The following is a 24,129-nucleotide window of genomic DNA, read 5'->3' on the forward strand; positions in this document are numbered from 1 at the left end:
CTCAGGTATCAGCGGCGACGGGGTGTGCCCCGTTCAGATCTCTATATAACGCTCGGGGGGCTGATGCAGGCTGATGCCTGCGTCGTACAGCAAGTTGACCAGTTCGACGATCATGATCGCCGACAGCCCCCAGATCTTGTATTCGCCATAACGATAGCTGGGCACATACCAACTGCGACCCTGGTAATCGATACGGTGGGTGTGGTCGCGCGGGTCCTGGCGGAAAAATTCGAGCGGCACGCTGAATACTGCCGCGATCTCCGCATCATTGGCGCGGTATTCGACGAAATCAGGGATCACCCCGACGAATGGCGTCACTTTCAGCCCATGCAGGGAAATCAGCGGGCTCAGCGGGCCGAGCACTTCCACCAGGCCTGGCGGCAGGCCGATTTCTTCTTCGGCCTCGCGCAGCGCGGTGAATATCAGGTCGGGGTCTTCCGGGTCGCGCCTGCCACCGGGGAAGGCGACTTCACCGCCATGGGTGGAAAGCCCTTTGGCACGCAGGGTCAAGACCAGTTCGGGCGCTTCGCTGCGAGTAATGGGCAAAAGTACCGCCGCCTCGGGGAACCGTCGGTCGGTTTCCAGTGAAGCTGGTTGGTGGTTGCTCATTCGGCGAAGTAGCTCGTCCAGCATTGCGCACTCTCGTTTCCAAGGCCTGCCCTGCATGATGCACCAAAGCCGCGAAGCACCCAAGCCCTGTACGCTTGCGGCAGGCCTGCCTGGCACGCCAAGATAGCGTGGGCTCAAGGGAAGAACAGCATGAAATTCTGCAGCGCGTGCGGCCAGCCGGTCATTCAGCGGATACCCGAAGGCGACAGCCGCCTGCGGTATGTCTGCAATCATTGCCAGACCATTCACTACCAGAACCCGAACATCGTTGCCGGGGTGCTGCCGGTCTGGGGCAGCCAGGTGCTGCTTTGCCGGCGAGCCATTGAGCCTCGCCGCGGCTTCTGGACCTTGCCCGCCGGCTTCATGGAGAACGGCGAAACACTGGACCAGGCCGCCCGCCGTGAAACTGTCGAAGAAGCCTGCGCCCGGGTCGGCACGATGGCCCTGTACCAGTTGTTCGACCTGCCGCACATCAACCAGGTGCATGTGTTCTTCCGCGCCGAACTGGCCGACCTGGACTTCGACATCGGCGTCGAGAGCCTGGAGGTGCGGCTGTTCGACGAACACGAGATACCGTGGGGCGAGCTGGCTTTCCGGACCGTCACACGCACACTAGAATGCTATTATCGCGACCGCATCGGGCAGCATTACCCCATAGGCCATGAGTACCTGCCACCGATGAGCGTTTCGCCCACCACTTAAGTTTGCAGGTACCGCTTCATGCGCTGGTTGTTCGCCCTTTTCTGCCTTTGCGTTACCTCGGTGTCCCAGGCGGCCTTCACCGAGACCATCATTCGCAAGCCACAGCCGCCTTTGCCGGCACAATCGCAATCGCAGGCGGCCATGCAGCCACTGATCGACAAGGTGCTGGTGATCAAGTCCGAGCGCCGCCTACAGTTGATCAGCCGTGGCGAACCGCTGAAAACCTACCGCATCTCGCTGGGCAAGCAGCCCAAGGGCGCCAAGCAGCGCGAAGGCGACAAGAAGACCCCCGAGGGCCTGTACTGGCTGGACTGGCGCAAGCAAAGCGACCGTTTCAACCTGTCCATGCACATCACCTACCCGAACATCAGCGATGCAGCCCGGGCCACACGCGAGGGCTGGAGTGCCGGCAGCATGATCATGATCCACGGCACCCCGATCAACGACGAGTATCCCGAATGGTATTTCCATACGCTTGACTGGACCGACGGCTGTATCGCCATGCGCAACTCGGACATGCGCGAGGTCTGGGACCTGGTGCCGGACGGCACATTGATCGAGATTCGGCCCTGATAGTCCGGCATTCCAATTGAGGCTGTAGGAACCTTCCCACTTCAATTAAACATCTGCCCTACTGCCGTGTAGGCAGCAGACTGCATCCAATCGACTGGCAAAGTTTTTAGCATCCACGCAAACGAGTACGCAGGCCGTACGCCATTTGCGGGGTTCTTCCATGCCAGCCCGATACCGCCACATCGCCAGCAGGCTGCTTGCCTGCTGCATGACGACCTTGCTGGCCATGCCGCAGGCATGGGCGGACGACCCTGCCAGCCAGCAACTGCGTGATCAACAGCGAACCTTGCGCCAGCTCGAGCAGCAACAGCGGCTGCAGCGCTGGCAGCGCCCTCCAGCGGCGCAACACAGCGACGCCCTCGCACCGAACCCACCCAGCGACAGCCGCTGCTGGGAGATAGCCGGCGTTCGCCTGGCCGGCAACCGGCAGCTTTCGGCACAGGCGCTTGAGCCGGCCATCCAGGCGCTGATAAAGCCCTGCATGGGCATCGCCGACATCAACCACCTGCTCAAGGCCATCACCCAGCGCTACGTGCACGCCGGTTACCCGGCCAGCCGCCCCTATCTGCGCCAAGCGCCAGCGCATGACGCGCCGCTGGACATCGTCATCATCGAAGGCTTCGTCGAGTCGATCGAGCTGGCTGCCGAGCTGCCGCTCTCCCTGAACAGCGCATTCCCCCATCTGCTGGGCAACCCCCTGTACCTGCCAGACCTTGAGCAGGGGCTGGACCAGCTCAACCGCCTGCGGGCCTTCGAGCTCAGTGCCGACCTGTTGCCAGGCGAACTGCAGGGCGGCACCCGGGTGCTGCTGCAGCCTCGCCAAGTGGCTTCACGCTGGCACCTGGACAGCCGCTTCGATAACCGAGGCAGCCCGCTGACCGGGCGTCACCGCCTGAACCTCGGCATCGGCCTGGACAGCCCCTTGGGCCTGAACGACGACCTGCGCCTGTCACTGTCGACAACGGTCATCGATGCTCCGGGGCGCAGCCAGGGCGTCACCCTGTACTACAGCATCCCCTACGGCCCATGGAGTTTCACGCTCAATGTCGGCCAACTGCGCTACAACGCGCCGATTCCGCAAGGGCGGTACGACAGCAACGGCAACAGTAGCTACCAGAGCGTCAGCGCCGAGCGCATGCTCTGGCGCAACCAGTACGGCATGCTCAGCGCCAGCGCCCGGCTGGACCGCAAACAACTGATCAACCGCACCGGCTCTGCAGTCATCGGCCTGCAGAGCCCCACCCTGACCAGCGTGGAGGCCGGGCTCAACCTGCTCTGGCTGGACCACGGCCTGTGGAACGCCTACATCGGCGTCGCCCAGGGCACTCACTGGCTGGGCGCCGAGCAACCCGCCCAGCACGCAGCTGCGCCGCAGCTCGACTTTAGAAAGTACCGCGCCAGCCTGCTGCACCTGCGCCAAGGGCCAGCGAACTGGCCGTGGCGCTGGCAAAGCGAACTTGGCCTGCAGTACAGCACCGATGTCTTGCCGGCCGTCGAGCAAATGTTGTTGAGCGACGATTCGGCGGTGCGTGGCTTTCGCCTGCGTACCTACAGTGGCGCCAGCGCCGCCACCTGGCGCAATACCTTCAGCCAACCGCTGGCATTGCCCTGGACCACACTGGCTACGGTGCGCCCCTACCTGGGCCTGGACCTGGGCTGGGAGCGGCTGGCGCAAGGCGCTTCGCCGCGCCGGCTGGCAGGTGCCACGGCGGGTATCGAAGTGAGCCTGCCGCACAGCCGCCTGCGCCTGGACTATCAGCGCGCCCTCTATGCCAGCGACCTGCAGCGCCCGCTGCTCGAACCCGGATTCTGGGTACTTGAATGGGCCCTGAACATCTGATTCACCCACAACAAAGAGAACGAGAACATGCAGACACTCTCGCAGATACCCGCAATCCGCCCCGATACCTTGCGCTGGGCCATTTTCCTCGCCCTGCTCGCCTCCACCAGCGCGCTGGCCGAACACGGCCTGGAGGCAGCCACCGGCCCTGGGGGTACGCCGCTCATCAGCAACAATCATGGCGTACCTGTTATCGACATCGTCGCGCCCAACGCCAGCGGCCTGTCGCACAACCAGTTCCTGGACTACAACGTCGCCCGCCCCGGCGTGGTACTGAACAACGCCCTCCAGGCCGGGCAGTCGCAACTGGCCGGCGCGCTGGCGGCCAACCCCCAGTTCCAGGGCCAGGCGGCCTCGACCATCCTCAACGAGGTGATCAGCCGCAACGCCTCGCTGATCGAAGGCCCACAGGAAATCTTCGGCCGCCCGGCCGACTACATCCTGGCCAACCCGAACGGCATCACCCTCAATGGCGGGACCTTCATCAACACCACCCGGGCCGGTTTCCTGGTAGGTACACCGGAGCTGCAGGACGAACAGCTCAAATACCTCAACACCCTAAATGCCAGTGGCACCCTGCAAGTGCTCACAGGCGGCCAGCACAATGCCGAGGGCGCGCTGGACCTGATCGCGCCGAAACTCGACAGCAAGGGCGTACTCTCGGCCAGTGGCGATCTCACCGTGACCGTTGGCCGCAACCGCATGCGTCACGACGACGGGCAGGTCATCGAGCATCTGCCGGGCACGCCGTCCAGCATCGACGCCAACCTGTTCGGCGCCATGCGTGCCGGGCGCATTCGTGTGGTCAGCACTGCCGAGGGCGCGGGTGTGCGGGTGGGGCCGGTGCAGATCAAGGCCGACCAGGGCATCACCCTTCAATCTGCCGGCGCGCTGCAGGTCAGCGGGCATGAAAACCGGCCCGGGGAACTGCTCAGCGAACACGGCGCATTGCAACTCACCGCTGCCGATGACCTGCGCCTTGGCGCCGTCGACGGCAAAGCCGAGCGTATCGAGATAAAGGCTGGAAAGAAGCTCACTCTGGATGCCGAAAGCCGCCAGAGCATCGCCCGCGAGCAGGAAAGCTGGAACAAAAAGTTCCTCTTCGTTACCCGCGAGACCTACCAGCGCGAACGTACCACCACCGCCGACCAACTGCGCGGGGCGCAGCTGCAAGCCAGTGACAGCGTGCTGTTGCAGTCCGGCGCCGACATGCGCCTGTTGGCAGCCAATGTGGATGCGGGCGGCGACCTGACACTCGACAGCGCTGCCAACCTGGATATCAGTGCAGGCACCAACAGCCAACGTATCGAGGAGCAGGTACGCCACCGCAAAGACCTGTGGCGCGGCGACAGTGATACCAGCCAGTACAAGGAATCAGCACAAGGCAGCACGCTCAATGCCGCACGCATGACGGTCAAGGCCAATGACACGCTCACCGTCCAAGGCAGCAAGCTGCACAGCCGCGCCGGCCTGGACATCAACGCCAGCAACGTCGAAATCGGCACAACGGCGCTGCAGGAACAGGGCACACGCCGCAACTACCGTGGCGACCTGGTATCGGGCACCTTCTTTGGTGACCGCAAAGGCAACGATACCCAAGGTAAGCGCGTAGCCGGCAGCGCCGTTACAGCCGATGGCAAGCTGAACGTTGCGGCTGAACAGGTGAGCATCAAGGGCAGCACCGTCCACGGCGCCCAAGACGCGGTGTTGTACAGCGAAAAAGGCGCCCTGGCGATCGAGGCAGACCACGCCAGCACTGTGGCCACCGACCGCGACAGCAGCAGCAAGCTGTTCGGCCTGATCGGCAACGATCGCGAGCGCACGCAGCGCAAGCAGCAGGTGCTGAGCAGTGACGTCAGCTCTGCCAGCAACCTGCGGCTGGCCAGTGCTGAAGAATTGCGCATCCAGGGTTCGAAGGTGACGGCCGGCGGGCATCTGCAGGTCGAGGCCAAGGGCGACCTGTTGATCGGTAGCACACAGTCAAGCGATGAGAGCGAAACACGCAGCCAGCAGCGCGGTTTCACGGCCAGCGCCAAACAGACCGCAGAAGCCGAAGACGGCAAGCCCGAGTCGCGCCAGTACGCCGCCGGCGTTGCTTACGAGGTGGTCACCAGCACAGGCCAACAACGCGAAACGTCGCAGGTGGCCAGCGAATTGACGGGCGCTACGGTTGGCCTGGACAGCGGCGCGCAGCTACAGGTCAACGGTTCCAGCGTACAGGCCAATGCGGGCGACCTGAACGTGCAGGCCAAACAGGTGAGCCTTGGCGTCACACGCAACGAGCGCGTGTCGTCCGGCAGCTCTACCCAAAGCGGTGGTGGCCTGACGGTGACCGGCGGTATGGATCGGCTGGGCAGCCTGTTCGAAGGCCATCGCAACAACGAAGTCACCACCGAACGCGACAGCAAGACGCAACGCACCGGGCTGCAGGCCAGCGGCGACCTGAAGCTCAGCGCCGACGAGTTGATCACCGAAGCTGCACGCGTCAACGCAGGCGACACCCTTCAGGTAACTGCCAAGCGCATTGAGAACCGTGCCGTGCAGGACACCCATGAACGTGAAGTGCAGCGCAATGACTGGTCAGGCAGCATCGGCGCCAGCCTGGAGTACCGTGACGTGACCCGGCCGATCGAACGCTTGGTACAGGGCGAAGAAGCGGCGCGCTTCCAGCAAGCCTCGCCCGAAGACGCAATGGTGGCACCGAGCGTTGGCGGCGACATGACCCTGGACCACCTCAAACGCTTGGAAAACCAGCGCCGCGGCTTTGCCCAGGTGAGCGAACTGGCAGGGGGGCACGTGAAGGTCAAGGCCGATACCCTCGATGACCAGGGCACCACCTGGCGTGCCAACGCCGGCGCCCTGCAGGTCGACGCCCAGCAGCACCACCTGCGCGCCGCCGAAAACACCCGGGAAGATAACGTGCAGCGCCTGGCCTACGGCGGTGACCTGCGCGTGGATACCAGTTCGGGGAGCGACCTGAACGTCCGCGCTTCCGGCAAGGGCGGCTCGCAGGGCAAGCAGGATACCGCCAGCACCGCAGTGCCGGGCAGCCTTTATGGGCAACAGGGCATTCAGGTGCAGTTGGGTAGCGACGGCCGCTACGAAGGCACGCGCATCGATGGCGGTGAAGGCGACGTAGTGATCCAGAGTGGCACTACACTGTCGCTGGCCCAGGCCACCGACCACGCTCAACAGCGCGCTCGCCAGCTCGATGGCAACGCCTGGGCCAAGGTCGGCAACCGCCCGGGCAGCACCGGCGTCGACGGCCGAGGCTATCTCGACCATGCCCAGCAGCAGGCTACACAAACCAATGCCCAGGTGGCGCAGGTCGACGCCAAAGGCCAAGTGCGCCTGACCAGCGGGGGCGACATGCTGCTCGAAGGCACGCGTATTGGCAGCCGCGAGGCCAAGGTCGGCGATACGCGCCTGCAAAGCGATGGCCGCCTGCAGGTCAAAGCTGCGAGCAATACCCGACAGGCCACTGGCGGGAACCTGGGCGGCGGCCTGGAGCTGGCCGTGAAGACCGGCACCACCCAAGGTGGCGCCATCGGGGGCCATTTCAACCATGGCAAGAAGAACGAGGACGCCCGCCAGGCAATCGATGCGCAGTTCCAAAGCGCAGGCAAACTGACCCTCGACAGCCGCGCTCGCGAGGACCTCGCCGTGCATCTGCAGGGCCTGCAGGCATCGGCCGAGCACATCGGCATCAATGCCGCCAAGGGCGGCATGCTGATCGAAGCGTCATCCAACGTCGAGCGGCGCGACAACCTGGACATCACCGCCGGCGCCGGCTTCAACACATCCAAGGGCGGCACCGACACCCTTGGGCTGCACGGCCGTGTTCAGGTCAACCTCGACAAGCGCGACAACCTCATCTGGAACGCCGGCAACCTGCGCGCCGAGCGTATCGACCTGCAAAGCCGCGGCGACACCCGCATCGAAGGCGTAAGCCTGGAAGCCGGGCGCATCAGCGGCGCAATCGACGGCGATCTGCGCATCGCCAGCCGCAAGGACAGCGTCGATACCCTGACCGTAAAAGGTGATGCACGGCTGAGCAAAGAGAAAAACCCGCAAGGCTATGTGAACGCTGCCACGGCCGTCGCAGGGCCGCTGGGAAGCAAGGTCAGCGAAAAAGCAGGTTCCGCCCTGGCCAAGGCCGACCCGGGCGTTTCGCCAACCTTCAGGCTCGATGTGTCGCATGTTCAGCGTGATGGCGTAGCCCAGCAGACGGCGCTCAAGGGCAGCGATGGGGTAGACCTGACGGTTGGCGGTGACGCTCACCTGACGGGCGCCCGCCTGCACTCGGCCAAGGGTGAGGTAAAACTCACCGCCAACGCGGTGACCAAGGAAACGCTGAGCGGCAATGATTACCGCCGGGATGTGTCGATCGATGCGTCGAACTCGCCGGTAGACCTGGGTACCGCCATTGCCCAGATCAGCAAAGGCAAAGGTGCCGCAGACGGCGAGAATGCACTGGACCTTGGCTTGCTGCGCACCAGTGGGCATAGCCGAAGTGAGCAGTGGGCATCGGGGATTGAAGGGAAAGCCAACTGATCCACAGGCCCTGTCGTCGGCAAACCGGCGATAGGGCCATGAACGTCACGTCAACCGCTGCTTACCAACGCCACTCCCCCTGCCCCGTCAATGCCTGTGGCCCCAGCAACCGAGCAGCGCGCAGCAGCGGTGTAAGGGCCGCGTCCGGCTGCAGTTCGGCCGCCACCACTGCGTGGCGCCCCAGAAGGTCTGCATCCAGCGCCAACTGATGCTCGCCCTGTTGTATCAGTTGCCCATGCAGGCGCCAGCCTGTGCGGCAATCCATTTCTACCCAGCCCTGCCCCAACCCCAGCGACCAAGGTTCACTCAAGGCGAGGTCGGTGACCGTGATGCGGCCTTCACTGGTGCGGCACTGCTCCCCCGCGCCTTGCAGGCGCAGCGTGCCCTGCCACTGCCCGGCCAGCCGATAGGCCGTCTGCACACTCGCCTGGGGAGCCTGTGCAGTGACGTCCAACCGCCAGCGCCATGGCCAGCCTTCGGCATGCAACTGCCAGCCCTGGCCCTGAAAGCCCAGCTGTGCGTTGGCCTGCAAGCGCCAAGGCTGCAAGGCCCAGCGTACGGGGCCGGCAGGCCCGAACTGCTGCGCCTGCCCCTGCCACAGGCTGCCGCTGACCGCATGCATCGGCAGGCCCAAGCCCTTTGCAACCCAGGACGCCGGCAACTGCACCAGCAAGGTCAGGCTGAACACCAGCCCGGCCCACAGCAGCCCACGGCGGCTCATGGCTGCACCACCAGGTCGAAACGCAGGCCCTTGGCATCCTGTTCCAGGGCCCACTGCAGCGGTTGCGCACCCTCTGCGCGCAAGGCCTGCAGCCAGCGCTGCAAAACCTGCTCATCGGCCACCTGGCCGCGCAGTTGCCACACCTTGCCTTGCACCTCGACCTCGGCAACTTCGACCCGCCGCGCCTGGGCAGACTGACGCAGCCGCTCCAGGCTCACGCCTGGCCCGCTGGGGAAGGCGGCGGCCTGCACTGCCAGCCCATGCCACTGACTGAGCTCGCGCCATTGCGACACGCCTTGGCGCAGTGCCAGCAACGCCAGCAGAAAGCCGATCAGGCACCAGGCGAGCAACAATCGATGACGCTGAAACCACGCTCGGGTCATGTTGGCGCTCCCAGATCGAAAACCACGTGCGCCGCTGGCGCAGCGCTCAGTACCTGCACCGCCGCTCCGGCGGCGCTTGCCATTTCTTGCCAGGGCGGCTCGCTCCCCTCGCCCTGCAGGCGCAGGTGCCAACGCTGGCCGTCGAAGCGCACCGCTTGCAGACGCCAGCCTGGGTACTCATGCAGCCACACCTGCAGGTGTGCCTGCAGGTCTTGAAGCTGACGCTCCCGCAGTTGCTGTTGCAGTTCGCTTTCGCGCAGGCGCTTGAGGGCCTGCGCCGCTTGCCGAGGGCTGGCCTGGGTGCCGGTCACGGCCAGCACCTGCGTGCGCCAGGTTTGTACCTGCCGCCATTGCTGGCCCGCCCATAGCCCGCACCACACCACGGCCAGCACCAGGCAGGCGACAACCAGCGCGCGCGGCAGGGCCGGCACACGGGGCGCCGAGCGGGCCTGACGGGTTCGCTCGAACAGGCTTGGCAGCGTGTCGAGCGACGCCAGCGTTCCCGGCCAGCGCCCGACCTGGGTGGCTTTGCGCAGGCTATCCCAGGGCTGCTGCGGTACCTCACCCAGCGCGTCAGGCCAGGCCAGCCAATGGGCTTTCCCCTCTTCGCTGCGCCCCAGGTACAGGCACAGGCCAGGCGCGCGCTGCCACTGCCAGCCCGTCCCGGGCTCAGGCGTGGGCAACAATTGGAACTCGGCCCAACAGCGCTCGATCTGCAGCCCCCATTCGCTGCACTGGCCACGCCATTCGTCCAGCGCCTGGCGGGCTACCGCCAGCAGGCGCAACTGCCCTGCCTGGCGAGCGAGGCAAGCGCACTGCACCTGTTCGGCGTTCTGCAGCAAGTGGTCTTCCAGCAGCAAGGGCCACTCATCACGCTTGAGGCCCGGCGGTGCAGCCAGCTCGAACTGGCTGCACCGCTCGCCCGGGATGATCAGCGCTACCTTTGCGTCCAGGTTCGCCGGGGGCTCGCCCTGGCCTTCCCGTTGGGCCACACCGTTTTCAACCAACAGCCAGTCCCAGATCACGCCCGGGCGCAGCAGCAACCAAGACCGCGCCGGCGCACGGCGCCGCCATTCAAGCTTCATGAACGCCCCCAAGGGAGCGTGAAGGTGCAGACATAGGGGGCTCCATCACGCTGCAGTTGCACGCGCACACCACGGCCGGGGTGCGCGGGTTGGTCGGAAGGCCAGGGCAGCCATCGGCCTCCCTGGTGATAAAGAACATTCAGCGCACTGACCTGCTGCAGCTGCTCGCGCACGACCCAACGGGGTTCGCTGGCGGCGTACAGGTCTGCCGAGGTTTCCAGCATCAGGCGTTGTTCGCGGGGGTCGAAACGCAGGCGTTGGCGCTGCAGCCGTGAGCCACCCTCGGCCTCTGGCACAGCCGTGGCTGCCACCCACAGCAACTGCTGGCGATCGGGCTGCCAGTCGAGCCAGCGGCTGGCCAGTGGCAGACGCTGCTCATACACCCGGCGCAGTACTGGGCTGTCGAAGCGCCGCTCCAGCGCCAGGCAGAACTCCAGCACACTGTTCTCCTGGCGGGTTACCTGCAGCCGCTCGCGGACCTTGAGCCAGCCATTGACCAGCGCCGCGAGCATGACCCCCAGCAGCGCGGTCAAGGCCATGGCTACCATCAGTTCGATCAGGGTCAAGCCTGCCTGGCGCCGCTTCATGGACGCTCCAGAAAAACCGTGTACTGGCCCAACGGCAGGCGCTGATCGCGGTCGGCATACAGTTGCATCTCGCCGCGACGCAGGTCGCGCACGCCGGTACGGCGCAGCTGCATCTGCCAGTGGCACGCCTGCCCGCCCTGGTTCAACACCCCACTGGGCTGGTTGCTGGCCGGCCAGTACCGTTCCACGGCAAAGCGCGCCTGCAGCTCGCGAGCGCACAGCACGCCAAGGCGATGCTGTTGCACGCTGTCCTGCACTGCCAGGCGCTGGCGCAGAACCTGGCTGGTGATCACCGCCAGCACAGCAGCAATCGCCAGGGCCACGGTCACCTCCAGCAGGGTGAACCCCTGTTGCGTGCGCTTCATGGTGACAACCCCACTCGCAACTGGCCGTCACGCCCCCACGCCCAGCGCTGGCTGCCACCTGCCCAGTGCCAGCGCACCGAACCCGGCTGGGCCCACCCTTGCGGCGTGAACTGCAGATGCGGCTGCAGGCTGGCCGGCCAGTCGGGGCGCAGCCCTTTGGGCCAGTCCCCAAAGCTGACCGGTTCGGCCACCCAGCCCTCGCGCTCACGCCGCACGAACTCCGGGTGTTGGCCGGTCCAGCGCAGCCCGCGCAATTGCCCGGCATGCCGGGCCAGTGCAGCCTGGGTGTGGACGTGCGCCGCCAGCCGCTGCAACGCCTGATCGACGCTGGCCTTGCCGCTGTCCAGCCAGGCCACCGCAAGCCCGGTCATGAGGCCGGCGATGGCCAGCACCACCAGCAATTCGAGCAGGCTGAAACCGCGCTGTGGGCGCATCGCTCACAGCGCCCAGTTACCCAGGTCGGCGTCCTGGCCTTCGCCGCCCTGTACACCATCGGCGCCCAACGAATACACATCGACCCGGCCATGCTCGCCAGGCATGCGGTACTGGTACGGGGTGCCCCACGGGTCCTCCGGCAGGCGGCGTACATAACCATCGCTGCGCCAGGCACGCGGCAGCGGCTCCTGGGTCGGTTTTTTCACCAGCGCAGCCAGGCCTTGCTCATTGCTGGGAAAGCGCAGGTTGTCCAGCCGGTACATGTCCAGCGCCTGCTCGAGCGTGCTCAGGTCGGCCATGACCTTCTGCCGCATGGCCTTGTCCTGGTTGCCGAGCACGCTGGGCGCGACCACGGCGATCAGCAGGCCGATGATGAAAATCACCACCATGATTTCCATCAGGGTGAAGCCGTGTTGGCGCTTGCGTCGATGCTGCATGGGGTTGCTCCTTGTCATCTACAGTTGCAGGCCCTGGTTGAGCTGCATGATCGGCAGCAGCACCGCCAGCACGATGAACAGCACTACGGCGCCCATCACCAGGATCATCAGGGGTTCGAAAAGCGCCATGGCCGTATCCACCTGGCGGGCAAAGCCACGCTCCTGGTCGTCGGCCACGCGCTCGAGCATGTCGGCCAGGGTGCCGCTGGCCTCGCCACTGCCGACCATGTTCACCAGCAACGGCGGGAACTGCTGGCAACCATCCAGCGCCCGGTGCAGGCTGGTGCCGCCCTGCACCTGCTGGCGCACCTGCTCCATGGCCAGGCGGATACGCCGGTTGCCGACGGTTTCAGTGGCCACCTGCAAGGCTTCGAGCAAGGCAACACCGCTGCTGGTGAGGATCGCCACGCTGCGCGCCAGGCGGGCACTCTCCAGCACCTGTAACAGCCCCCCCACGCGTGGCAGGCGCAGCAGCAGGTCGTCGCGGCGCAGGCACCAGTGCGGCTTGCGCAGCAACCAGCTGGCCAGCAGCGACGTGAGGATGGCCAGCCCCAGTAGCCAGGGGCCGGCGTGCACCAGGCCTTGGCTCAGGCCGATCAGCAATGAGGTGATCAGCGGCAGGCTCTGCCCGGCATGGGCAAACTGTTCGGTGAGCTTGGGTACGACGAAGGTCATCAGGCCGATCACCACCGCCAGTGACACGCCCATCAGCACGCAGGGGTAGATCAGTGCCGTACGCGCCTTGTGCTGCTGGCGCTGCACCTGTTCCAGGTGGTCTGCCAGCCGGGTAAGCACCTGGGCCAACCGCCCGGAGCGCTCACCGGCTTCGACCAGCGCGCAGTACAGACCGGTGAACGGCGCGCCCTGGCGGGCCAGGCTACGGGCCAGGCCCAGGCCCTCGGCGAGCGAGCCACGCAGAGCCACCAGCACCCCGTGCAGGGCTGGCTGGCGCAACTGGCGCTCAAGCGTCGCCAAGGCATCGACCAGCGGGATGCCCGCGCCGGTCAAGGTCGCCAGCTGGCGTGTCAGCTCACACAGCTGGGCACGGCTCAGGCGTTGTCGGCGCGGCTGCCGGGCACCGCTTTCGAAGCGCTGCAACTGGCGGGGGAACAAGCCCTGCTCGCGCAGCAACTGGCGTGCGTGGCGTTCGGTATCGGCCTGCAGGCTGGCTTTGTGGGTCTTGCCGGCTAGATCAACGGCCTGGTAGCGAAAGGTCGGCATGGGTCAGCCCTGCACCACACGCAGTACTTCGGCCAGGCTGGTCTCGCCGCGGGCCAGGCAATCACTGGCCATCGCCACCAGGCTCTGGCGGCGCTCGGCCAGGTAGTCGTGCATGGCCAGTTCACTGGCGCCGTCATACAGCAGGCCGATCAGGCCAGCGTCCAGTTCGATGAATTCGTACAGCCCCAAACGACCGATATAGCCAGTGCCCTGGCATTGCTCGCAGCCCACCGCGTGGTAGCTGCTGCCCAGCGCCGCCAGCTCAGGCCACAGCGCCCGTTCGGCCGGCTGCAATGGCTGCGCCACCGCGCAATGGCACAGCCGCCGCACCAGGCGCTGGGCCAGCACGCCACGCAGGCATGAGGCGATCAGGAACGGCTCGACGCCCATGTCGCGCAAGCGGGTGACCGCGCCCACTGCGCTGTTGGTGTGCAACGTCGACAGTACCAAGTGGCCGGTGAGGCTGGCCTGCACGGCGATCTGCGCGGTTTCCTGGTCGCGGATTTCACCGAGCATGATCACGTCCGGGTCCTGGCGCAGGATGGCGCGCAGGCCAGTGGCAAAGGTCAGCCCGGCGCGCGGATTGATGGCCGTCTGGCCAATGCCGGCGATGGCGTATTCCACCGGGTCCTCGACGGTGAGGATGTTGCGGCTGCCGTCATTGAGGCTGTTGAGGCTGGCGTACAGGGTGGTGGTCTTGCCCGAGCCGGTCGGCCCGGTCGACAGCACGATACCGTTGGGCCTTGTCAGGCAATTGCGCAGGCCGTGCAGCACTGCGTTGGGCATGCCCAGGTTGCCCAACGCCAGCAAGCTGGCCTGCTTGTCGAGCACGCGCATCACCACGCGCTCGCCATGGATACCGGGCAAGGTCGAGACGCGCACGTCCACCTCACGCCCGGCGGCGCGCAAGGTGATGCGACCGTCCTGGGGCTGACGCTTCTCGGCGATGTCCAGGCGCGCCATGACCTTGATCCGCGACACCAGCATGGCCGACAACGCGCGCGGCGGGCGCAACACCTCGCGCAGGTGGCCATCGACACGCAGGCGCACCACCAGGCTCTGCTCAAAGGTCTCGATATGAATGTCCGAAGCGCGCAGGCGCAGGGCCTGGCCGAACAGGCCGTTGATCAGGCGGATCACCGGGGCTTCATCATCGCTTTCGAGCAGGTCCTCGATGCGCGGCATTTCGCTCATCAGGCTGTCCAGATCAACCTGTTCGCCGATGCCTTCGATCAGTGCTTCGGTGGCAGCATCCCCGGCCTGATACAACTGGCCGAGGCGTTCGTCGAACGGCGCAGCTTCCAGGTAGTGCAGTGCCACGGGCTGGCCATGCACACGCAGCAGTTCCTGCAGTTGGTTACTGTCGGCATCGCGGCGCAGCCACAACTGCCAGCCGGTATCCGCCGGGGCCATGGCCAGCCCGGCCTGACGCGCAAGGCGATAGGGCAGCATCACCAGTCGCCCCCGTCCAGGCGCGCGCGGCTGGCCGGGAATACCCGCAGCAGCTGGCCGTCCTGCGCAAGGCCTGGCAGCTTGAGCGGCGTGGTCTGCTGCAGGGTGCGGTACTTGTCTTCGCTCAAACCCGCCAGGCTCGGCCCGTCACGCAGGATGCGCGGGCGGATGAAGACCATCAGGTTCTGCTTGGTGTTCTTGCTGGCCTCGGAACGGAACAGCCGGCCCAGCCCCGGAATATCCCCGAGAAACGGTACGCGTTGATCGCTGGTGCTCAGCTCATCGCTGATCAGGCCGCCAAGAATCACCAGGCCATTGTCCTCGACCATGACCTTGGTCTTGATCTCGCGCTTGTTGGTGATCACATCGCTGGCGGCGCTGGAGTCGGCGATCGACGAGACTTCCTGAACGATATCCAGGCGTACGCTGTTGTCGATGTTGATTTGCGGCTTGATACGCAGCTTCACCCCGACTTCCTTGCGCTCGATGGTCTGGTAGGGGTTGGCGTTGTTCTGCGTCACGGAGCCGGTGACGAAGGGCACTTCCTGGCCGACCAGGATCGATGCCTCGGCGTTGTCCAGGGTCAGCAGGGTCGGCGTGGACAGCAGGTTGAAGCCGCTCTTGCCCTTCAGTGCGTTGATCAGCATGGCGAAGTTGAAGCCACCGCCGAAGTGGCCGATGCCGGCAGTCACGCCCGTGGTGGCCGACAGCAGGTCGCCCAGCGCTTCGTTGTCGCCGCTGGCGGCGGCGCCCGCGATGTTGGCGATGTTCACCCCGTTGCTGCCGAAGTTGACGATGCCGGCGCCGAACTTTTCGTCGGCGAACAGCCACTGCACACCAAGCTCCTGGGCACGGCTGTCGGACACTTCGGCGATGATGGCCTCGACCACTACCTGGGCGCGGCGGATGTCCAGCTGCTCGACGATGGAGCGGTAGGCGGCCAGCTCGCTGTCGGGGCCGACCATGACCACGGCGTTGGTGCCCTCCTCGTACTCCAGGCGTATGCCCGAATCGCTGGCGGCGGCCATCACCGGCTTGTCCTTGGCCTCGCCTTCGCCTGCTCCCTCGCTGGGCACACCGCCTTCCTGGCTCAACCCGCGCAGCACCTTCACCACTTCGCCTGCATTGGCATGGCGCAGGTAGATCACCTGCGTGTTGCTGCTGTGCCGGTTCTCACTGGGCTGATCGAGCTGGCCCAACAGGGCTCGCACACGGTCGGTGCTGCCACGTACCAGCAAGGCATTGCTGCGCGGGTCAGCCACCACCTGGGTGCTGTCGGCGCCCTGCTCTCGGGCCAACAGGCGGGTCAGCAACTGCGCGGTGTCGGCGGCGCTGGCATGGCGCAGGGGCATGACCTTCAGGGGTTCGTCACTGACCTGGTCAAGCTGGCGCAACAGGCTGTCGATGCGTTCGAGGTTGCTGCGCCAATCGGTGACCACCAGCAGGTTGGCCGCAGGATAAGGGGTGATCACACCAACACGCGGGTCGATCAGCGGCTTGAGAATACCGAGCATCTGCTCGCTGGCGGCGTTACGCACATTGAATACGCGGGTGGCCACGCCATCACTGCCTTCGCTGTGCTTGCCGGCGGCTTCAACTGGCACCGGCTCCAGGCGCGCGGCCTGGTCGGGGACGATCTTCACACTGCCATTGGGCAGATCGACCGCGGCATAGCCTTGGGCACGCAGCTGGGCGAGAAAGATGTCGTAGATGGCATCGGCATCGTGGCGGTCGACGGTACGCACCGTGACCTTGCCTTTGACCCGCGGGTCGACGATGAAGGTGGTGCCGGTGATGCGCGACACGCTGTCGATGAATTCGCCCAGCTCGGTGTCGACGAAGTTCACCTCGTAAAGCGGGGTGCCGTTATCATCGAAGGTTTCCGGTTCTTCTGCCCAGGCCGCAGCAAGAGCCAGGGTCAAGGCAGCGGCCACGCAATATTTCACCAGCATTGTTCATCCTTGCCGCTTGAAGCCGGTCACGGCGGGGCGTGGCGGCCAGGGCAAGCGTTCACGCCGCCCCTGGTTGTCGAAAATCAGGCCATCGGCGTCGATGTCCTGCAACACGATCCCCGGTGCCAGGCGCTGGCCGCGGCCCAAGGTGCGCACCTGCTGGCCGTAGCGCAGCACCACGACGCTGGCCGACAACGGCTTGGCCTTGAGGCCGCCCAGGTACTGCAATGGCAACCGGGTGAGCGCAATCGAGCCGTCGTCGCCTGGCGCTTGCCAATGGCCGACCAGCAACCCCGGCAGCGGGGCGTCGACGGTAACCGGGGCGCTGGCCGGTTGCGGCTGGCGCGCCAGTTGCAGCACGCATTGGGCGGCAAGCCACCCGGCCAGCGTCAGCAGGCCACCGGTCATCAGGCGAGCGGCGAATGTCATGACATCAGCTGCCGTGGGTGCCAGCCTGGGTGGCCTTGCACGTAGCGCACCTGCGGCACTTGCAAGGCCGCCAGTTGCCAACCCGGCTGCTGCCGCCCGAGCCAGGCCTCGACCCGTTGCCACAATGGCTCACCGGCTTGGGGCTCGAATTGCAGACCAAAGGTGCGGCACAGGCCCTGCACCGGATCCAGGCCAGTGATGCGCTTGCCTTGCGGGCTGTAGCTCACCTGCCAGGCCTGGCCCTGCCAGCGTGGCAGGTCCTGGCTGTTGTCCAGCAGCAAGGGGTCACCGAACAGTTGCTCGGCGGCGTTTTCCAGCACCTGCTCGACCTGCCGGGCCGGCGCCTCGACCACCGGTGCCGGGTAGCCGCCGGTGAGGCTGATCAGGTGCTCGCGCGTGATGGCCTCGCCAGCGGCCAATGGGTAGTCATAGCGCAGGCCCGGCAACAGCACCGGCATGCTGCTGTCATCGGCCAGGGCCTGGTGCAGCAAACGGTCCCAACTGCCGCCACGCGTGTCGCGACGCCACAGCGCCTGTGGCGCAACCGCCAGCGGCTGGTCGAGCCACGCTGCATGGCCTGCGCGCTGCTGGTGCAACTCGGCCTGCAACTGGCTGGCGCGCAACTGCGCTGCGGGTGAGAGTTGCTGGGCCAATGCAGGAAAGAAGCGCCCATCGAACTGCCATTGCCCGGCAACCTGTTGGCAACGCAGGCGAAACGCACCACTGCCCCGGCAACCGGCAAACAACACCGGGATGCGCCGGCCACTGGCCTGGGTCGCCTGCACAGGTGTGGGCCACAGGTCCTGGCCACGTGCGCAGAGCAGCACGTCGATCTGCGCCACGCGCTCGGCCAGCCACAGGCCCGGGCCGGTACCGACATCCGCCAGCGCCACCACCAGGTCCGCTTCGCGGCGGGCCTGCTCGAAGGTCGGCAGCAGCGATTGGTACCACTGTTTGAGCGAGGCTTTCTGGTCCTGGGCGTAAGGGTCGGTTACGCCCACCACGGCGATGCGTGCACCGCCGCGCTCGAAAATGTGCAGAGGCTCCAGGCCCAAGGTTTTGCGTTGTCCGTCGGCAATACCCGCAGCAAGGGTCATCGCTGAAGACTGGTGGTAAAGGGCGGCACTGCGCTGTGGCCAAAGCACGCGTTCATCACTGCTCACACGGGCTTCGCTGCCCAACAGCCGGCTGCCCTGCACACCGCTCTCGCCCTGGGTCAGATAGGCCAGGCCACTGCCGTTCCAGCCCTGGCCATTTTCGAGAGTCAGGCTATTGCCCGGCCCCACCTCGGCGCGCAGTTGTTCCAACAGGGCCGCGAGCACGGCATAGCCACCCAATTGCACGCCGGCCGCCTGGCTGGCATCGAGCAAAGGCGCGAGTTGAGGGTGAGCCACGCTGGCGCTGTGGCCAGTCATCCAGGGGGCACGGCCCAGGTGGCTGACCGGGCCCAGGCGGGTCGCCGGCACCACGGGCTGGCCGGGCTGGCGCGCATCGAGGGTGTCGGCGACGTACAACAGGTCCAGGCTGGCATTGCCGCCGCGCTGGCCCGGGAATGCAGAACAGGCACCGAGCAACGGTGCCAGGGCACCGACACCCATCCATCTGATCATTTCGCGCCTGTACACACTGCTTGCCATCGGGCCCGCCATCCTTATCCGAGTTCTCTTTGGGCCCCGGATGTTGCGGCGTTGGCATTACAGTTTGATGGCAGAAATCCGACAACCATTCCAGATTGTTCTGTCTGGCACAGCGATAAGAACTTAATGTTTTAAAGCGACGTTAATATTTCTGCCAAAGAATCATCATCTTTGCGCACTAAAGTCGCGGTTTCCTCCAACTCAGCCAATACAAGGACACCCTGATGAGTCGAGAAACCGGCGACAACCTGGACCGCAACCACAGTGGCAACCTGCCGATGGCCAGCGTCATGGACGCCTACCTCAGCCGTCGCAGCGTGATGCGCGGCAGCCTGGGTGCCGCTATCGCCATGATTGCCGGTACCGGCCTGACCGGCTGCTTCGACAGTGGTGGCGGTTCCGACAACGATGACCCGGCCACCGAGCCGCCGGTTACCGAACCTGAAGTACCGAAACTGGCGCTGGGCTTCCAGTCCATCGCGGGTTCACGCACCGACGCCTGTGTCGTCGCCGCCGGCTACAGTGCCTACGTGCTGGCACCGTGGGGCACGCCGATCAACAGCAACGCCAACCCCTGGAAACCGGACGGCAGCAATACCTCCAGCGACCAGGCCAATGCCATGGGCATGCACCATGACGGCATGCACTTCTTCCCCATCAATGGCAGTTCCGAAGACGGCCTGCTGGCGATCAACTTCGAATACATCGATGCCGCCGCCCTGCACCCCAACGGCCCGACCACCGACGCCAGCGGCAATCGCCCGGCCGAAGAAGTGCGCAAGGAAATCAACGCCCACGGTGCCGGCGTGGTGCGCCTGCAGAAGCTCAACGGGCGCTGGCAGGTGGTCGACAACGACCCGCTCAACCGCCGTTTCACCACCGCCTCACGCATGGAAATCACTGGCCCGCTGCGTGGCACCGACCACGTCAAGACCAAGTATTCGGCTGACGGCACGCACTGCCGCGGCACCAACAACAACTGCGGCAACGGCTACACCCCGTGGGGCACTTACCTGACCTGCGAAGAGAACTGGCCTGGCATTTTCGTCAACAAGGACACCCGTCCGGAGGACCAGCGACGCATCGGCGTAGGCACCTCCAGCGGCCAGTACAAGTGGGAGACCGCTGCTGGTGACAGCACCGAAGAAAACGATGAATTCGCCCGCTTCGACGTGACCATCAAAGGTGCCAGCGCCACCGACGACTACCGCAACGAAGCCAGCACCTATGGCTACATTGTCGAGATCGACCCGTACAACAGCAGCACCCTGGCCACCAAGCGCACCGCACTCGGCCGCTTCCGCCACGAAGGCTGCTGCCCGGGCCTGCCGGTGGCCGGTAAACCGCTGGTCTGGTACATGGGCGACGACTCCAACAACGAGTACCTGTACAAGTTCGTCTCCACCGCGGTGTGGGATGCCGCCGACGCAAGCCCGGCCGACCGCCTGGCCACCGGCGCCAAGTACATGGACCAGGGCAACCTCTACGTGGCCCGCTTCAATGCAGACGGCACGGGCGAGTGGATCCTGCTCGACGTGACCACCGCCACCACTGCCGGCAGCACCCTCGGGGCGCTGTACGGTGACCTGGCAGGCATCATCCTCAACACTCGCGGTGCCGGTGATGCAGTGGGCGCAACACCGATGGACCGCCCGGAATGGACAGCGGTAAACCCGCTCAATGGCGACGTCTACCTGACCCTGACCAACAACAGCGCGCGCACCCCGGAAAAAGTCGATGCGGCCAACCCGCGTGGCCCTAACCGCCACGGCCACATCATCCGCTGGCACGACAGCGACGATCACGTGAGCTTCACCTGGGATATCTTCGTGTTCGGTGCCAACGCCGCCGGCACCGCAGACATCAACCGCTCGGGCCTGACCGAACTCAACCAGTTCGCCAGCCCCGACGGTATGAGCTTCGATAGCCGTGGCGTGTTGTGGTTCGAGACTGACAACGGCGAGAGCACGGTCACCGATTACACCAACGATCAGTTGCTGGCGGTGATCCCTACCAACCTGGTGGATGCCGCTGGCAACCAAATACCGGTCAATGCCCAGAACCAGGTGGACTTGCGCCGCTTCTTCGTCGGGCCGAACGGCAGCGAGGTGACCGGGATTGCCTTCAGCCCGGACAACAAGTCGATGTTCGTCAATATCCAGCACCCGGAAAACTGGCCTTACACCGACAAGGCCACCGATGTGACCCCAGCGGGGACCACGGTACGGCCGAGGGCTTCGACCGTGGTGATCCAGCGCGATGATGGCGGGGAGATCGGGACCGTCTGATCCGTTTTTGCATCAGGGCCGCTGCGCGGCCCAATCGCCGGCAAGCCGGCTCCTACAGGTATGGGAGCCGGTTTGCCGGCGATTGGACTGCACGGCAGCCCTTGAACATGATCACCAGGCCATTGGCGCCCGACTCTTCACCCGCACCTGCTGCGCCGGCACCCGCGCATGCCACTGCACCACTCCCAACGCCTCCAGCTCAAACGCGCTGCGTATCGTCCTGCCCTGTTCTTCGAACGAAAGCTGCAACTGAAAATGCCCACTGTTGAGCAGCAACCCTTCGCTCAACCGCTCAAAGGTTTCGTCATCCACCGCCCCCAGCGCCTGACGCAACGCCGCGGCATCTACATAGCCCGACGCCGGCCGACCACTGACGATGCGGCTGAGCAACGAGCGGGGATACCGCCCTTCATAAAGCGCCTCCAGCAATGGCAGATGCTCCAGGCCTACAGCATTGGCATTCAGACGCCAGCCGGTGGTCTGCGGCAAAGCACACAACATCGGATAACGGCGCTGGCGCGAGGCATCCGCTTCGAGCAGCAGGTTCAACTCACTGGTGTCCAGCATCGGCTGGTTGGCCGCCAGACGAGGCGGCTGCTGGCGCAGATACTGGGCACTTTCGGCGCCCTGCAGGCGTGCATCGCTGTCGCTGTCGAGCCAGTCTGCCAAGGCGTCGACCAGACGTTGCGCGGCCATGTTGTCGCCCAGCAAACGCCGTAGCTGGCGCTCGGCACGTTCACCGTCATCCCCCAGCAGCGCATTGACGTTGAAACAGGTGTGCTGGTCGTACACCCGCAGTTGTGCCTGGCCGGCGCCAAAATCGTAAGTCAACGGTTGCCCCCGCAGCGCCTGCCAGAACAGCGGGCTAAGCCGCCAGGCGGGGTCACGCAAGGCCTGCTCGGCATAGGCCAGGCCAGCCTGCTCCATGGCCCGCACCTGTACCCGTTGGCGCAGCAGCTGTACGTCATCGACCTGACGCCGCCCGTCCTCCACCAGCCAGGCCATCCCCGCTGCGAGCATCGCCAGTACCACCAACACCATCAGCAGCGCGGCGCCCTGCTGTCGCTTGCCACCCATGGCGCAGCACTCCTCTTATCGAACAAGGCGCCAGTCAACAGGGGAGTTGTTGCAGGCAGATTGCAAATACCTTGCAGTCATGTTCGCGTCATCTACGCGAGGCAGGATTGGCCTTTCTTTTCATGGCCTTACAGGAGTGGTCGTAATGGGTGGCATCGGAATCTGGCAGCTGGTGATCGTACTGATGATCGTGTTTCTGCTGTTTGGCACCAAACGCCTCAAGGGTCTGGGCAGTGATGTTGGCGAAGCGATCCAGGGCTTTCGCAAGTCCATGGGGGGCGACAGCGATGCCAGCACCCAAACTGCAGCACCGCAGGTACAACAGGAGCCACTGACCCGTTCGCCTGCGCCACAGCCGCACGCGGATCGGCAGGCCTGATGTTCGAGGTAGGCTTCAGCGAGATGCTGCTGGTGGGCATCGTCGCGCTGCTGGTGCTTGGCCCGGAACGCTTGCCCGTCGCGGCGCGTACGCTGGGCCGTGGCCTGGGCCAGGCGCGCCGGGCAATGCAGGGTTTGCGCGCGCAGATGGAACGCGAAATCGACATGCCCAACCTCGACAGCGCGCCATTGCAACGCCTCGAGCAGGAGCTGCGCCAGGGCATCAGCCTCAAGGCGGAACCGGCCACTGACGCTGCAACGGCCACGGTCATTCGGGAGACCACCTCATGAGTATCGCCCTGGACCCGGCGGCACACATGCCGCTCACCGGTCACCTGCGCGACCTGCGCAAGCGCCTGGTGCGCTGCCTGCTACTGGTCGCGCTGGTGTTCGCCGGCCTGTTCCCCTTCGCCCAGCAGCTCTACACACTGATTTCCGAACCGCTGCGCCGCTTCCTTCCGGAAGGCGCCAGCATGATCGCCACCAGTGTCACCTCGCCCTTTCTCACACCGTTCAAGCTGACCGCGATGTGTGCGCTGTTCGTGGCCATGCCGCTGCTGCTGCATCAGGCCTGGGGTTTTCTTGCGCCGGGCCTTTACCGCCGCGAGCGGCGCATCGCCCTGCCCTTGCTGGTGTCGAGCATTGTGCTGTTCTACGCCGGCATGGCGTTCGCCTTCTACCTGGTATTCCCGATGATGTTCGGCTTTTTTGCCAGCGTGACGCCGGACGGCGTGGCGATGATGACCGACATCAGCCAGTACCTGGACTTCATCATGGCGCTGTTCCTGGCGTTCGGCCTGGCCTTCGAGATCCCGGTGGCAACGTTCATCGTGGTCTGGGTGGGGCTGGCCGACGTGGCCACGTTACGGCGCAGCAGGCCCTACGTAGTTGTCGGCTGCTTTGTGGTGGGGATGGTCCTGACGCCGCCGGATGTGTTCTCACAGACCATGCTGGCGGTGCCGATGTGGGTGCTGTTCGAGGTGGGGTTGCTGGCGTGTGCCGGGTTGCGGCGGGAGGGGCAAGCGCCGCAGAGCGTCGCTGAATGAACCGGGTTCATCGCCGGCAAGCCGGCGATGAACTCAGCTCGGCCTAGAAATCGGCGAGGCGCCAGACTTCGTAGGCCGGTGTTTCGTAAGGATGGCTCTGCCTGAGCGCAGCGACGACCTGGGCAATCAGGTCGTCGGCCACCACCAGCTCTACCTTCCACTCCTCCACCACCTCGACCTGGCCGGTTTGCCCAAGGAACGGCTGGCTGCCGTCCAAGGGGCGAAACTGGCCGTGGCCCAGGGTTTGCCAGGCGCAGTGGTCGTAGTCGCCGATACGCCCGCCACCGGCGGCGAACACGGCGGCCTTGACCACGTCGACGTGGCTGGCCGGGACGAAGAAGGCGAGCTTGTACACGCC

Annotated in this window: 23 protein-coding genes; 8 read left to right on the top strand and 15 right to left on the bottom strand. The window is 65.4% G+C overall.

All coding sequences use genetic code 11. The annotated features are described in order from the left end of the window. Positions 1 to 33: 33 nt before the first annotated feature. Entirely contained in the window at positions 34 to 633 is a 600-nt protein-coding gene (locus NGJ21_RS04305; protein WP_046784375.1) for a CoA pyrophosphatase, read from the bottom strand. Between the two features lie 126 nt (positions 634 to 759). On the opposite strand from NGJ21_RS04305, the gene NGJ21_RS04310 reads away from it, so the two are divergent. The 4 genes from NGJ21_RS04310 to NGJ21_RS04325 all read left to right on the top strand — a co-directional run bounded on the left by NGJ21_RS04310 (position 760) and on the right by NGJ21_RS04325 (position 8,278). Then, positions 760 to 1,311, top strand: coding sequence for an NUDIX hydrolase (locus NGJ21_RS04310; protein ID WP_046784376.1), 552 nt, complete (start codon positions 760 to 762; stop codon positions 1,309 to 1,311). An 18-nt stretch (positions 1,312 to 1,329) separates the two neighbouring features. After that, positions 1,330 to 1,884: a L,D-transpeptidase family protein gene (locus NGJ21_RS04315; protein ID WP_012315982.1), complete on the top strand. Its 555-nt coding sequence runs from the start codon at positions 1,330 to 1,332 to the stop codon at positions 1,882 to 1,884. 160 nt (positions 1,885 to 2,044) lie between these two features. Continuing rightward, on the top strand, positions 2,045 to 3,724 hold the full coding sequence (locus tag NGJ21_RS04320; protein WP_115273995.1) for a ShlB/FhaC/HecB family hemolysin secretion/activation protein: 1,680 nt from the start codon (positions 2,045 to 2,047) through the stop codon (positions 3,722 to 3,724). Positions 3,725 to 3,751: 27 nt separating this feature from the next. After that, the gene (locus tag NGJ21_RS04325) at positions 3,752 to 8,278 is read left to right on the top strand and encodes a hemagglutinin repeat-containing protein (RefSeq protein ID WP_115273994.1); all 4,527 of its coding nucleotides are present in this window, start codon (positions 3,752 to 3,754) and stop codon (positions 8,276 to 8,278) included. Between the two features lie 61 nt (positions 8,279 to 8,339). On the opposite strand, the gene NGJ21_RS04330 is transcribed toward NGJ21_RS04325, so the two are convergent. From NGJ21_RS04330 to NGJ21_RS04385, 12 genes are read right to left on the bottom strand one after another with little or no spacing between them, the layout of a single operon-like run. After that, the gene (locus tag NGJ21_RS04330) at positions 8,340 to 8,999 is read right to left on the bottom strand and encodes a general secretion pathway protein GspN (protein ID WP_115273993.1); all 660 of its coding nucleotides are present in this window, start codon (positions 8,997 to 8,999) and stop codon (positions 8,340 to 8,342) included. Further along, entirely contained in the window at positions 8,996 to 9,382 is a 387-nt protein-coding gene (gene gspM / locus NGJ21_RS04335) for a type II secretion system protein GspM (RefSeq protein ID WP_046784380.1), read from the bottom strand. Before gspM ends, NGJ21_RS04330 begins: the two co-directional genes overlap by 4 nt. Next, positions 9,379 to 10,467 carry a GspL/Epsl periplasmic domain-containing protein gene (locus NGJ21_RS04340; protein ID WP_251961870.1) on the bottom strand — a complete coding sequence of 363 codons (1,089 nt, stop codon included), beginning with the start codon at positions 10,465 to 10,467 and terminating at the stop codon, positions 9,379 to 9,381. Before NGJ21_RS04340 ends, gspM begins: the two co-directional genes overlap by 4 nt. Continuing rightward, entirely contained in the window at positions 10,464 to 11,054 is a 591-nt protein-coding gene (locus tag NGJ21_RS04345) for a type II secretion system protein (protein ID WP_046784381.1), read from the bottom strand. The genes NGJ21_RS04340 and NGJ21_RS04345 overlap by 4 nt, the downstream gene beginning before the upstream one ends. Next, positions 11,051 to 11,419, bottom strand: coding sequence for a type II secretion system protein GspI (locus NGJ21_RS04350; RefSeq protein ID WP_046784382.1), 369 nt, complete (start codon positions 11,417 to 11,419; stop codon positions 11,051 to 11,053). Before NGJ21_RS04350 ends, NGJ21_RS04345 begins: the two co-directional genes overlap by 4 nt. Then, positions 11,416 to 11,853 (bottom strand): type II secretion system minor pseudopilin GspH, encoded by a 438-nt coding sequence (gene gspH, locus NGJ21_RS04355; RefSeq protein WP_046784383.1) that lies wholly within the window; start codon positions 11,851 to 11,853, stop codon positions 11,416 to 11,418. The genes NGJ21_RS04350 and gspH overlap by 4 nt, the downstream gene beginning before the upstream one ends. Before the next feature lie 3 nt (positions 11,854 to 11,856). Then, a complete protein-coding gene (gene gspG, locus NGJ21_RS04360; RefSeq protein ID WP_046784384.1) occupies positions 11,857 to 12,291 on the bottom strand; it encodes a type II secretion system major pseudopilin GspG in 435 nt (144 codons plus the stop codon). Positions 12,292 to 12,309: 18 nt separating this feature from the next. Next, complete coding sequence (gene gspF / locus NGJ21_RS04365) at positions 12,310 to 13,512, bottom strand: type II secretion system inner membrane protein GspF (RefSeq protein ID WP_251961871.1); 1,203 nt, start codon at positions 13,510 to 13,512, stop codon at positions 12,310 to 12,312. A gap of 3 nt (positions 13,513 to 13,515) precedes the next feature. Beyond that, positions 13,516 to 14,964, bottom strand: coding sequence for a GspE/PulE family protein (locus tag NGJ21_RS04370; RefSeq protein ID WP_119687698.1), 1,449 nt, complete (start codon positions 14,962 to 14,964; stop codon positions 13,516 to 13,518). Beyond that, a complete protein-coding gene (gene gspD / locus NGJ21_RS04375; protein ID WP_371316846.1) occupies positions 14,964 to 16,898 on the bottom strand; it encodes a type II secretion system secretin GspD in 1,935 nt (644 codons plus the stop codon). The genes NGJ21_RS04370 and gspD overlap by 1 nt, the downstream gene beginning before the upstream one ends. A gap of 21 nt (positions 16,899 to 16,919) precedes the next feature. Further along, the gene (locus NGJ21_RS04380) at positions 16,920 to 17,345 is read right to left on the bottom strand and encodes a pilus assembly protein PilZ (protein ID WP_115273988.1); all 426 of its coding nucleotides are present in this window, start codon (positions 17,343 to 17,345) and stop codon (positions 16,920 to 16,922) included. Beyond that, on the bottom strand, positions 17,342 to 18,982 hold the full coding sequence (locus NGJ21_RS04385) for a bifunctional UDP-sugar hydrolase/5'-nucleotidase (RefSeq protein WP_251961872.1): 1,641 nt from the start codon (positions 18,980 to 18,982) through the stop codon (positions 17,342 to 17,344). The genes NGJ21_RS04380 and NGJ21_RS04385 overlap by 4 nt, the downstream gene beginning before the upstream one ends. A gap of 224 nt (positions 18,983 to 19,206) precedes the next feature. On the opposite strand from NGJ21_RS04385, the gene NGJ21_RS04390 reads away from it, so the two are divergent. Continuing rightward, positions 19,207 to 21,270 (top strand): PhoX family protein, encoded by a 2,064-nt coding sequence (locus NGJ21_RS04390; RefSeq protein WP_115273986.1) that lies wholly within the window; start codon positions 19,207 to 19,209, stop codon positions 21,268 to 21,270. Positions 21,271 to 21,381: 111 nt separating this feature from the next. Here the strand turns inward: NGJ21_RS04390 and gspK are convergent, their stop codons facing one another. Then, positions 21,382 to 22,347 carry a type II secretion system minor pseudopilin GspK gene (gspK, locus tag NGJ21_RS04395; RefSeq protein ID WP_115273985.1) on the bottom strand — a complete coding sequence of 322 codons (966 nt, stop codon included), beginning with the start codon at positions 22,345 to 22,347 and terminating at the stop codon, positions 21,382 to 21,384. A gap of 145 nt (positions 22,348 to 22,492) precedes the next feature. Between gspK and tatA the strand changes: the two genes are divergently transcribed. From tatA to tatC, 3 genes are read left to right on the top strand one after another with little or no spacing between them, the layout of a single operon-like run. After that, the gene (gene tatA, locus NGJ21_RS04400) at positions 22,493 to 22,726 is read left to right on the top strand and encodes a twin-arginine translocase TatA/TatE family subunit (protein ID WP_046784392.1); all 234 of its coding nucleotides are present in this window, start codon (positions 22,493 to 22,495) and stop codon (positions 22,724 to 22,726) included. Further along, positions 22,726 to 23,016, top strand: a complete 291-nt coding sequence (gene tatB, locus NGJ21_RS04405; RefSeq protein WP_046784393.1) for a Sec-independent protein translocase protein TatB — start codon at positions 22,726 to 22,728, stop codon at positions 23,014 to 23,016. The genes tatA and tatB overlap by 1 nt, the downstream gene beginning before the upstream one ends. Then, complete coding sequence (gene tatC / locus NGJ21_RS04410) at positions 23,013 to 23,771, top strand: twin-arginine translocase subunit TatC (RefSeq protein ID WP_115273984.1); 759 nt, start codon at positions 23,013 to 23,015, stop codon at positions 23,769 to 23,771. Before tatB ends, tatC begins: the two co-directional genes overlap by 4 nt. 43 nt (positions 23,772 to 23,814) lie before the next feature. Here tatC and NGJ21_RS04415 read toward each other — a convergent pair whose 3' ends face one another. After that, a complete protein-coding gene (locus tag NGJ21_RS04415; protein ID WP_039603162.1) occupies positions 23,815 to 24,126 on the bottom strand; it encodes a YqfO family protein in 312 nt (103 codons plus the stop codon). Positions 24,127 to 24,129: the final 3 nt, after the last annotated feature.

The sequence above is a fragment of the Pseudomonas sp. Marseille-Q5299 genome (assembly GCF_943737035.1).
GTDB classification, from domain to species: domain Bacteria; phylum Pseudomonadota; class Gammaproteobacteria; order Pseudomonadales; family Pseudomonadaceae; genus Aquipseudomonas; species Aquipseudomonas putida_E.

What these genes read in the sequence shown, in the direction of transcription:
- NGJ21_RS04305 (WP_046784375.1), bottom strand. Translation starts at nt 633, where the DNA reads ATGCTGGACGAGCTACTTCGCCGAATGAGCAACCACCAACCAGCTTCA.
- NGJ21_RS04310 (WP_046784376.1), top strand. Translation starts at nt 760, where the DNA reads ATGAAATTCTGCAGCGCGTGCGGCCAGCCGGTCATTCAGCGGATACCC.
- NGJ21_RS04315 (WP_012315982.1), top strand. Translation starts at nt 1,330, where the DNA reads ATGCGCTGGTTGTTCGCCCTTTTCTGCCTTTGCGTTACCTCGGTGTCC.
- NGJ21_RS04320 (WP_115273995.1), top strand. Translation starts at nt 2,045, where the DNA reads ATGCCAGCCCGATACCGCCACATCGCCAGCAGGCTGCTTGCCTGCTGC.
- NGJ21_RS04325 (WP_115273994.1), top strand. Translation starts at nt 3,752, where the DNA reads ATGCAGACACTCTCGCAGATACCCGCAATCCGCCCCGATACCTTGCGC.
- NGJ21_RS04330 (WP_115273993.1), bottom strand. Translation starts at nt 8,999, where the DNA reads ATGAGCCGCCGTGGGCTGCTGTGGGCCGGGCTGGTGTTCAGCCTGACC.
- gspM (WP_046784380.1), bottom strand. Translation starts at nt 9,382, where the DNA reads ATGACCCGAGCGTGGTTTCAGCGTCATCGATTGTTGCTCGCCTGGTGC.
- NGJ21_RS04340 (WP_251961870.1), bottom strand. Translation starts at nt 10,467, where the DNA reads ATGAAGCTTGAATGGCGGCGCCGTGCGCCGGCGCGGTCTTGGTTGCTG.
- NGJ21_RS04345 (WP_046784381.1), bottom strand. Translation starts at nt 11,054, where the DNA reads ATGAAGCGGCGCCAGGCAGGCTTGACCCTGATCGAACTGATGGTAGCC.
- NGJ21_RS04350 (WP_046784382.1), bottom strand. Translation starts at nt 11,419, where the DNA reads ATGAAGCGCACGCAACAGGGGTTCACCCTGCTGGAGGTGACCGTGGCC.
- gspH (WP_046784383.1), bottom strand. Translation starts at nt 11,853, where the DNA reads ATGCGCCCACAGCGCGGTTTCAGCCTGCTCGAATTGCTGGTGGTGCTG.
- gspG (WP_046784384.1), bottom strand. Translation starts at nt 12,291, where the DNA reads ATGCAGCATCGACGCAAGCGCCAACACGGCTTCACCCTGATGGAAATC.
- gspF (WP_251961871.1), bottom strand. Translation starts at nt 13,512, where the DNA reads ATGCCGACCTTTCGCTACCAGGCCGTTGATCTAGCCGGCAAGACCCAC.
- NGJ21_RS04370 (WP_119687698.1), bottom strand. Translation starts at nt 14,964, where the DNA reads ATGCTGCCCTATCGCCTTGCGCGTCAGGCCGGGCTGGCCATGGCCCCG.
- NGJ21_RS04380 (WP_115273988.1), bottom strand. Translation starts at nt 17,345, where the DNA reads ATGACATTCGCCGCTCGCCTGATGACCGGTGGCCTGCTGACGCTGGCC.
- NGJ21_RS04385 (WP_251961872.1), bottom strand. Translation starts at nt 18,982, where the DNA reads ATGGCAAGCAGTGTGTACAGGCGCGAAATGATCAGATGGATGGGTGTC.
- NGJ21_RS04390 (WP_115273986.1), top strand. Translation starts at nt 19,207, where the DNA reads ATGAGTCGAGAAACCGGCGACAACCTGGACCGCAACCACAGTGGCAAC.
- gspK (WP_115273985.1), bottom strand. Translation starts at nt 22,347, where the DNA reads ATGGGTGGCAAGCGACAGCAGGGCGCCGCGCTGCTGATGGTGTTGGTG.
- tatA (WP_046784392.1), top strand. Translation starts at nt 22,493, where the DNA reads ATGGGTGGCATCGGAATCTGGCAGCTGGTGATCGTACTGATGATCGTG.
- tatB (WP_046784393.1), top strand. Translation starts at nt 22,726, where the DNA reads ATGTTCGAGGTAGGCTTCAGCGAGATGCTGCTGGTGGGCATCGTCGCG.
- tatC (WP_115273984.1), top strand. Translation starts at nt 23,013, where the DNA reads ATGAGTATCGCCCTGGACCCGGCGGCACACATGCCGCTCACCGGTCAC.